General features: G+C 71.7%; 6 protein-coding genes. 4 read left to right on the forward strand and 2 right to left on the reverse strand.

Features of this window, described 5'->3' with window-relative positions; all coding sequences use genetic code 11:
* Position 1 precedes the first annotated feature (1 nt).
* The 3 genes from CQ047_RS03685 to CQ047_RS03695 all read left to right on the forward strand — a co-directional run bounded on the left by CQ047_RS03685 (position 2) and on the right by CQ047_RS03695 (position 3,603).
* Entirely contained in the window at positions 2-736 is a 735-nt protein-coding gene (locus CQ047_RS03685) for a tyrosine-protein phosphatase (RefSeq protein ID WP_105672931.1), read from the forward strand.
* Entirely contained in the window at positions 733-2,016 is a 1,284-nt protein-coding gene (locus CQ047_RS03690; RefSeq protein ID WP_105672932.1) for an alpha-L-fucosidase, read from the forward strand. The genes CQ047_RS03685 and CQ047_RS03690 overlap by 4 nt, the downstream gene beginning before the upstream one ends.
* 96 nt (positions 2,017-2,112) lie before the next feature.
* Positions 2,113-3,603, forward strand: a complete 1,491-nt coding sequence (locus CQ047_RS03695; protein WP_105672933.1) for a polysaccharide lyase 6 family protein — start codon at positions 2,113-2,115, stop codon at positions 3,601-3,603.
* Between the two features lie 64 nt (positions 3,604-3,667).
* On the opposite strand, the gene CQ047_RS03700 is transcribed toward CQ047_RS03695, so the two are convergent.
* Together CQ047_RS03700 and CQ047_RS03705 are read right to left on the reverse strand one after the other, a co-directional pair.
* A complete protein-coding gene (locus CQ047_RS03700) occupies positions 3,668-4,708 on the reverse strand; it encodes a LacI family DNA-binding transcriptional regulator (RefSeq protein ID WP_105672934.1) in 1,041 nt (346 codons plus the stop codon).
* Positions 4,709-4,710: 2 nt separating this feature from the next.
* Positions 4,711-5,958, reverse strand: coding sequence for a mannitol dehydrogenase family protein (locus CQ047_RS03705; RefSeq protein ID WP_105672935.1), 1,248 nt, complete (start codon positions 5,956-5,958; stop codon positions 4,711-4,713).
* A gap of 137 nt (positions 5,959-6,095) precedes the next feature.
* On the opposite strand from CQ047_RS03705, the gene uxaC reads away from it, so the two are divergent.
* On the forward strand, positions 6,096-7,508 hold the full coding sequence (gene uxaC, locus CQ047_RS03710) for a glucuronate isomerase (protein WP_105672936.1): 1,413 nt from the start codon (positions 6,096-6,098) through the stop codon (positions 7,506-7,508).
* Positions 7,509-7,676 lie beyond the last annotated feature (168 nt).

The raw sequence follows: 7,676 nt of genomic DNA on the forward strand, positions 1-7,676 counted from the left end.
CGTGGGCGTGATCGTGGTCGACGGCGTGCCCGGTTTCCGGGACGTCGGCGGCATCCCGGCATCCGGCGGGGTGATCCGCGCCGGGCGCCTGTTCCGCTCGGGTCACCTCGCCGCGGTCGGCGCGGGTGGGGCGGATGTCGTGCGCTCCCGCGTCCGCCGCATCGTCGACCTCCGCGCCGACGACGAGGTCTCCGAGGACGCCACCGCCGTCGACGGCGTCGCGATCACCCGGCTCCCGCTCTACCTCGGCTCGACCCGCTCCTTCTTCGTCGAGGACTACAGCCTCGGCGAGATCTACGCGCACCTGCTCTCCCGCTCATCGGCGCAGCTCGTGGAGGCCGTGCGCATCATCGCCGAGGGCGAGCCGACGCTCGTGCACTGCACCGCGGGCAAGGACCGCACCGGCGTCACGATCGCGCTCGCGCTCTCGGCCGTCGGCGCCGACCGCGAGGCCGTCGTCGCCGACTACGCGCTCACCGCCGACCTCATCCCCGCCGAGCACCGCAGGGCCACCTCCGCGCGGCTCGCCGAGAAGTACCCCGGGTCCCGCCACGCGTGGATGCTCGCGACCGAGTCCCCCGCCGAGGTCATGCGCGACACCCTCGCCGCCCTCGACGCGGAGTGGGGATCGGCCGCCGACTATCTCCGCGCCCACGGCGTCACGTCCGACGAGCTCGCCGCGCTCCGCGACGCCCTCCTCTCCCCCGCAGATCCCTCAGAAGGAGCATCGTCATGACGGCATCCGCCGACCTCGCCTGGTTCACCGAGGCGCGCCTCGGGATGTTCGTGCACTGGGGCCTGTACTCACTGGCCGCCAGGCACGAGTGGGTCAAGAACCGCGAGCGCATGACGGATGCCGAGTACGAGCCGTACTTCGCGCACTTCGATCCCGACCGCTACGACCCGCGGGCCTGGGCGCGCACGGCGAAGGCCGCGGGCGCGGGCTACGTCGTGCTCACCGCGAAGCACCACGACGGCTTCTGCCTGTGGGACTCCGCGCTCACCGACTACACCTCGATGAACACGCCGTTCGGTCGCGACGCCGTCGCCGAGTTCGTCGACGCCTGCCGGGCCGAGGGGCTCCGCGTCGGTCTCTACTACTCCCTCATCGACTGGCACCACCCCTCGTTCCCCGTCGACGGCACGCACCCGCAGCGCGACGACGAGGAGTTCAAGGCCGCAGCCGCCGACCGCGACATCCGCGACTACCAGCGCTACCTGCACGGGCAGGTCCGCGAGCTCCTCACCGGGTACGGGCAGATCGACTACCTGTTCTTCGACTTCTCCTACACCCACCGCCCCGACTACTGGGGCGGCAAGGGGGCGGCGGACTGGGATGCCGAGAACCTGCTGAGCATGGTCAGGGCGCTGCAGCCGAACATCATCGTGAACGACCGCCTCGGCATCCCCGGCGACATCGTCACCCCCGAGCAGTACCAGCCCCTGAAGCCGATGGAGCGCGACGGCGTCCCCGTCGCGTGGGAGGCCTGCCAGACCCTCGACGGCAGCTGGGGGTACGACCGCGACAACCTCGACGCGAAGAGCCCGGAGTCGCTGATCAAGCTGCTCATCGACGGTGTCTCGAAAGACGGCAACCTGCTGCTCAACGTCGGGCCCGACGGCCGAGGTCGCCTCGACGCGACGGCGCAGCGCACCTTCGACGAGATCGCCTCCTGGATGGACGATCACGCCCGCTCCGTGCACGGCGCCGGCCCCGCTCCGTGGCAGGCGCCCGGCGACACCCGGTACACGCTCCGCGGCGACCGCCTGTACGTGCACCTGTTCTCCTGGCCGTTCAAGCACCTGCACCTGCCCGGCCTCGCCGGCAAGGTGGGCTACGCGCAGCTGATGGCTGACGCCTCCGAGCTGGTGCCGCTGCACATCGACCCGAACCGGGTCGCGCAGAACACGCTCATGGGCGGCCTCCCCGACGGGACGCTCACGCTGCAGCTGCCGGTGCAGCGCCCCGACTCCCCCGTGCCGGTGATCGAGCTGTTCCTCACCGACGCCCCCTGAGCCGGTCGGGCCCCTCACCCCTCACGCTTCCGCCCCTCGGGATCGCGCGCCGAGGGGCCCGACCCTCCACCCCCCATCCCTCGACGAGGAGGAAAAATGAAACGCCGAACGTTCATCCTGTCCGCCGTGGCCGGCGCCGCGGCGGCGGTCACCATCCCGCAGCAGGCGGGCGCCGCCGTGCTCGGCCGGCCGTCCGCGGCATCCGCCCGCGATCGCATCGCGCCGATGCTGCCCGGCCGCGGGCCGTACTCGCACGTGTCGAGCATCGGCGAGCTGCAGACCGCGGTGCGCGCGATGACCAAGGGCGGCACGATCATCCTCGCCGACGGCACCTACGCCGTGCCGGACGGCGCCCCCATCGACCTCACCGGAGTGGGCGGACGCGGCAACAAGCCGCTCACGATCATGGCGGCGACCGTCGGAGGCGTCACCCTCACCGGAGCGCAGAGCTTCGTCTTCGACGGCACGCACGACCTCGTCATCAGCGGCTTCGTGTTCACGCAGTCGACGATGATCGAGGTCCTGCCGACCTGCAACGCCGTCACGTTCAGCCGCAACGAGTTCCGCCTGGCCGACATCGAGGGCATGCACTTCATGATGGTGCGCGCCGACAACACGGTGATCGAGTACAACCACTTCCACAGCAAGTCGACGCTGGGGCTGTTCCTCGGCATCGAGGGCGCGAACTCGACCGAGATGGCCGAGAACGTGCACATCCACCACAATTACTTCTCCGACCACTCCTTCCCCGGAGACAACGGCGGCGAGCCGATCCGCCTCGGCGTCAGCCCGCGCGCGCTGAGCAGCGCCTATGCGATCGTCGAGTACAACCTCTTCGAGCGCACGAACGGCGACCCTGAGGCGATCTCGGTGAAGTCCAGCGACAACACCGTGCGCTTCAACACCTTCCGCGACAGCGGCGGCGGCATCGTGCTGCGGCACGGCAACCGCACGCGCGTGGAGTCGAACCACATCATCCGCGGCCAGCGCGGCATCCGCATCTACGGCAACGACCACGTCATCGTGAACAACTACATCGGCGAGACCGCCGACACCGCCGTCGTGCTCGGCGCGGGCACCGTGCGCGACCACTACGAGGGGGAGCCGGCGAACTCCCGCAACAAGAACGACGCGGTCGACCGCGTGCGCGTGGCGCTCAACACGATCGTGGGCAACGCGGGCGGCATCTCCGGTGAGACGCATCGCCCGATCCCCCCGGCCGACTGCGTGATCGTCGACAACATCATCCAGGGGGATGCCGGAACCCTCGCGAGCGTGCCCACCGGCACCGGCTTCACGTGGGCGGGCAACATCCTGTGGGGTGCGGCGCCCGACGGCGACCTGCCTGCGTCCGGCTTCACGCGCGTCGATCCGCTGCTCGCCCGCGACGCCGCCGACGTGCTGCGCATCGGCAGCGGCAGCCCCGCGGTGAACGCGGGGACCCAGGACCACTCGGCGTTCGTGCGAGACGACATCGACGGTCGCAAGCGCACCGGTGCGGCCGACGTGGGCGCGCACGAGCTCGGCTGGGGCCACGCGAAGCGCGAGCCCCTCACCCCCGAGGACGTCGGCCCCCTCGCCTGCTGAGCACGCAGGAGGGGCGGATGCCGTCGGCATCCGCCCCTCCTGCGTCTCCCCCGGGGGTGACGGATCAGCGGGCGGCGGGGCCCGTCGACCCGCGCACGACGAGCGTGGTCGCGAGGTCGAAGCCGTCGGCCGAGACCTCGGTGTCCGTCACACGTCCGAGAAGCGCCGCCATGGCGTAGTCGCCACCCTCGCGCAGCGGCGACTTGATCGTCGTGAGGGGCGGCGAGGTGAAGTCGGCCCCGAAGATGTCGTCGAAGCCGACGACGCTGATGTCGGCGGGGATGCGGATGCCGGTCTCGACGAGCTCCTGCATGAGGCCGATGGCGATGAGGTCGTTGTAGGCGATCACGGCGGTGGCGCCGCTGTCGCGCACGGCCACCGCGGCGCTGCGGCCCCCGGCGACGGTCGGTGCGACGGAGTCGAGCGTCGCGAGCTCGATGTGCGCCCACTCGCAGCGCTGGGCGAGCAGCTCGCCGCGGCGCCGGGCCATCCACGACAGCGGAGGACCCGGCACGTACGCGATGCGGCTGTGGCCGAGCCCGCGGAGGTGACGGACCGCCTCGGCGATGCCGTGCTGCACGTCGGGGATCACCGACAGCACATCGTCGACGAGGCGGTTCACGACCGCGACCGGCTTCTGCCGTGCGAGCGCCGTGATCTGCTCGTCCGACATGCGCGGGGTGGCCAGCAGCATCCCGTCGACCATGCGCAGCATCCGCTGGGCGCGCTCGTACTCGCGTTCGTCCGACTCCTCGGACTCGGTGAGCACCAGCGTGTAGCCCGACCGGGTGGCCGCCGCCTCCGCGCCGCGGATGACGTCGAAGAACACCGGGTTCGTGATGTCGGAGACCACGAGGCCGACGATCGAGGTGCGCCCGGTCGGCAGCGCCCGCGCCATCGGGTTGACGTGGTAGTTGAGGGTCTCGGCTGCTGCGCGGATGCGGCGCTCGGTCACGGCGTTCACGCGACCGGGCCGGTTGAGTGCGCGCGACACGGTCGACGGATTGACGCCGGCGAGCTTGGCGACGTCGTAGATCGTCACGCTCTCGGACGCACGCACGGCCTCCGACTCGGCGGGCGATCCGACCGCGATGTCGTCTGCCATGCCTAGCTCCTCACTGGTTCGACCCGCGTCGCCGCTGCGACGGGATCTTCTTCCAGCCTACGGAGTTCTCGTCCGATCGCCGCGCGCATTGCGGCGGCGGTTCTCCCCGCCCCGTCCAGGAGAGCGTCGATCTCGGCGGGCGAGTGGCCGCCGGCGATGGCCCAGGCCGCGATGACGGATGCCGGGGCCGCGGCATCCGCTCCCGATCGCAGCGCGTGGTCGAGCACGGGGACGATGCGGACGGGCAGCTTGTGGGCGCCGTCCGTCGCGATCTGCGCGAGCAGGTGACGGATGCGCGGGTTGGCGAACCGGACGCGCGTCGCGGCGATCGCCTCCTCGACCTCACCGCGGGGCAGCACGCAGCTCTCCGCGGCGACGGTCCAGTACTCCTCCACGAGGTCGCGCAGGGCGGGGTCGCCGAAGGCGGAGGCCACGTCGCCGATGCCTCGCAGCAGCCCGTGGTAGGCGAGCAGGGAGTGCGCGCCGTTGAGCAGCCGCAGCTTGCGCTGCTCGTAGGGTGCGAGGTCGCGCGTGAACCGCACGCCGACGCGTTCCCACGCAGGACGCGGCCCGGCGAAGCCGTCTTCGATCACCCATTCCGAGAAGGGCTCGGTGACGACCGTGCCCTCGTCGCGGATGCCGGTGGCGCGCTCGACCTCGTCGATGTCGGCATCCGTCGTCCGGGGGGTGATGCGATCGACCATCGAGGAGAGGAACACGACGTGCTCGTCGATCCAGTCGGCGAGGGTGTGGTCGATCCTCATCGCCGCGTCGAACACGGCGTCCCGGGCGACGTCTCCGTTGCCGCCGAGGTTGTCGCAGCTGATGACGGTGAGCGGCCCCGCGCCCGAGGCGCGCCGGGCCGCGAGACCGCCGGCGAGCCTGGTCGACGCGGTGCCGCCGGGCAGGTAGCCCGCCTCGGTGACGGTGAGGGTCACGATGTGCGTCTCTGGGGCGGCGAGCGTCTGCTCCCAGGGGGCTCTCTCGGCGCCGTCGTGGACGGCGCGGATGCTGCGCACCTCGCTGAAGCAGTCTCCCTCGGCGCCCCTGGTGACGAGCGTGTACCGGCCGCCCCTCGCCTCGAGGAGGCGGGCCTGGGTCGCCGAGCGCCCGGTGAAGGCGACGATCCGCCAGCGCTCCCCGACCTCAGCCGCGCGGTCGGTGTACCAGGCCTGATGGGCACGGTGGAAGGCGCCGACGCCCAGGTGCGCGATGGTGGGCGCCTCGGTCTCTGACTGCCCGTGCGGCATGCGTTCTCCTCCGGTCGGATGCCGACGACGGCGTCGACTTCCGACATTCTATGGCAAACGGTTGCCAACCGCACGGGAGAACAGGTACCGTCGATGAAGGGATCCCCGCATCCCCCGCACGACCGCCGAAGGACAGCATGCCGACCACGAAGATGCATCCGGATCGACTGTTCCCCAGCGATCCCGCCACCCGAGACATCGCCCGCGAGCTCTACGCCTCCGTCGCCGACGCCCCGATCTGCTCCCCGCACGGTCACGTCCCCGCCGCCCTGCTCGCCGAGAACGAACCGTTCGCCTCGCCCACCGACCTGCTCATCACGGGCGACCACTACGTCACCCGCGTGCTGCACGGGGCCGGCATCCCCCTCGGCCGCGTGCAGGCGCCCTCCGGCGAGCCCGCCGTCGACCCTCGGGAGGCCTGGCGCGTGCTCGCCGCGCACTGGCGTCTCTTCCGGGCGACGCCCGTGCAGTACTGGCTCGAGTACCAGCTCAGCGAGGTCTTCGGGGTCACCGCACGGTTGAGCGCCGACACGGCGGACGCGATCTACGACGAGGTCGCCGAGCTCCTGCGCGAAGACGAGTTCCGCCCCCGCGCGCTGTTCGAGCGCTTCGGCGTCGACGTGCTCGCCACCACCGACGACCCCGCAGACGACCTCGCCGCGCACCGCGCCCTCGCCGCCGACCCCAGCTTCCACGGCAGAGTGCTGCCCACGTTCCGCGCGGATCGGGTGATGGACCCGTCCGCGCCCGGATGGCTCGCCGCCGTCGATCGGCTGGCCGCGGCATCCGGCATCCCCTGCGGCACCTACGAGGGGATGCTGGCGGCGCTGCGCGCCCGACGCGCCTACTTCCGCTCGGTCGGCGGCACCGCGACCGACACGGGGGTGGCCGACGCATGGGCCGTTCCGCTCGACCCCGCCGAGGCCGCGCGCATCCACGTCGCCGGCTTCCGCGGCCGTGCGACCGCCGCGGAGGGCGTCGCCTACCGCCGCGACATCCTCTACCGGCTCATCGAGATGTCGGCCGACGACGGCATGGTGATGCAGCTGCACCCGGGGGTGCACCGCAACCACCACGCGCCGACGCTCGCGCGCCACGGCGCCGACACCGGTCATGACCTGCCGCTGCCCACCACGTACACGGAGCCGCTGCGTCAGGCGCTGAACGACTTCGGCACGGGCACCGCGCTGCGGCTCGTGCTGTTCACGGTCGACGAGACCGCGTTCTCACGCGAGCTCGCCCCCCTCGCCGGCTTCTACCCGAGCGTGTACGTCGGCGCCCCGTGGTGGTTCCTCGACACCCCCGACGCGATGGAGCGCTACCGCCGCGCCATCACCGACAGCGCGGGCTTCGCGAAGACCTCGGGCTTCATCGACGACACGAGGGCGTTCTGCTCGATCCCCGCGCGTCACGACATGGCACGCAGGGCCGATGCCTCGTACCTCGCGTCGCTCGTCGCCACGCACCGGCTGACCGAGGCGGATGCCGCGGAGATCGCGCTCGACCTCGTGCAGCGCATCCCCTACGACACGTTCCGCATCCCGCGCTGAGCTCTGGCGCCCCGTTCGCACGACCCCGACCGAAGTCGCACGACCCTCACCGCGTTTCGTCTCGCTCCGCTCGCTCGACGACCCGCGCCCCGCACGCGGGCTACGGGGCGCTCGGGCCGACCTTCGAGGTGGTCAGCGGAGCACGCGTCGCCGCGTTGCTGGTCGCCT

The sequence above is a fragment of the Microbacterium sp. MYb72 genome, assembly GCF_002979415.1.
GTDB lineage: Bacteria > Actinomycetota > Actinomycetes > Actinomycetales > Microbacteriaceae > Microbacterium > Microbacterium natoriense.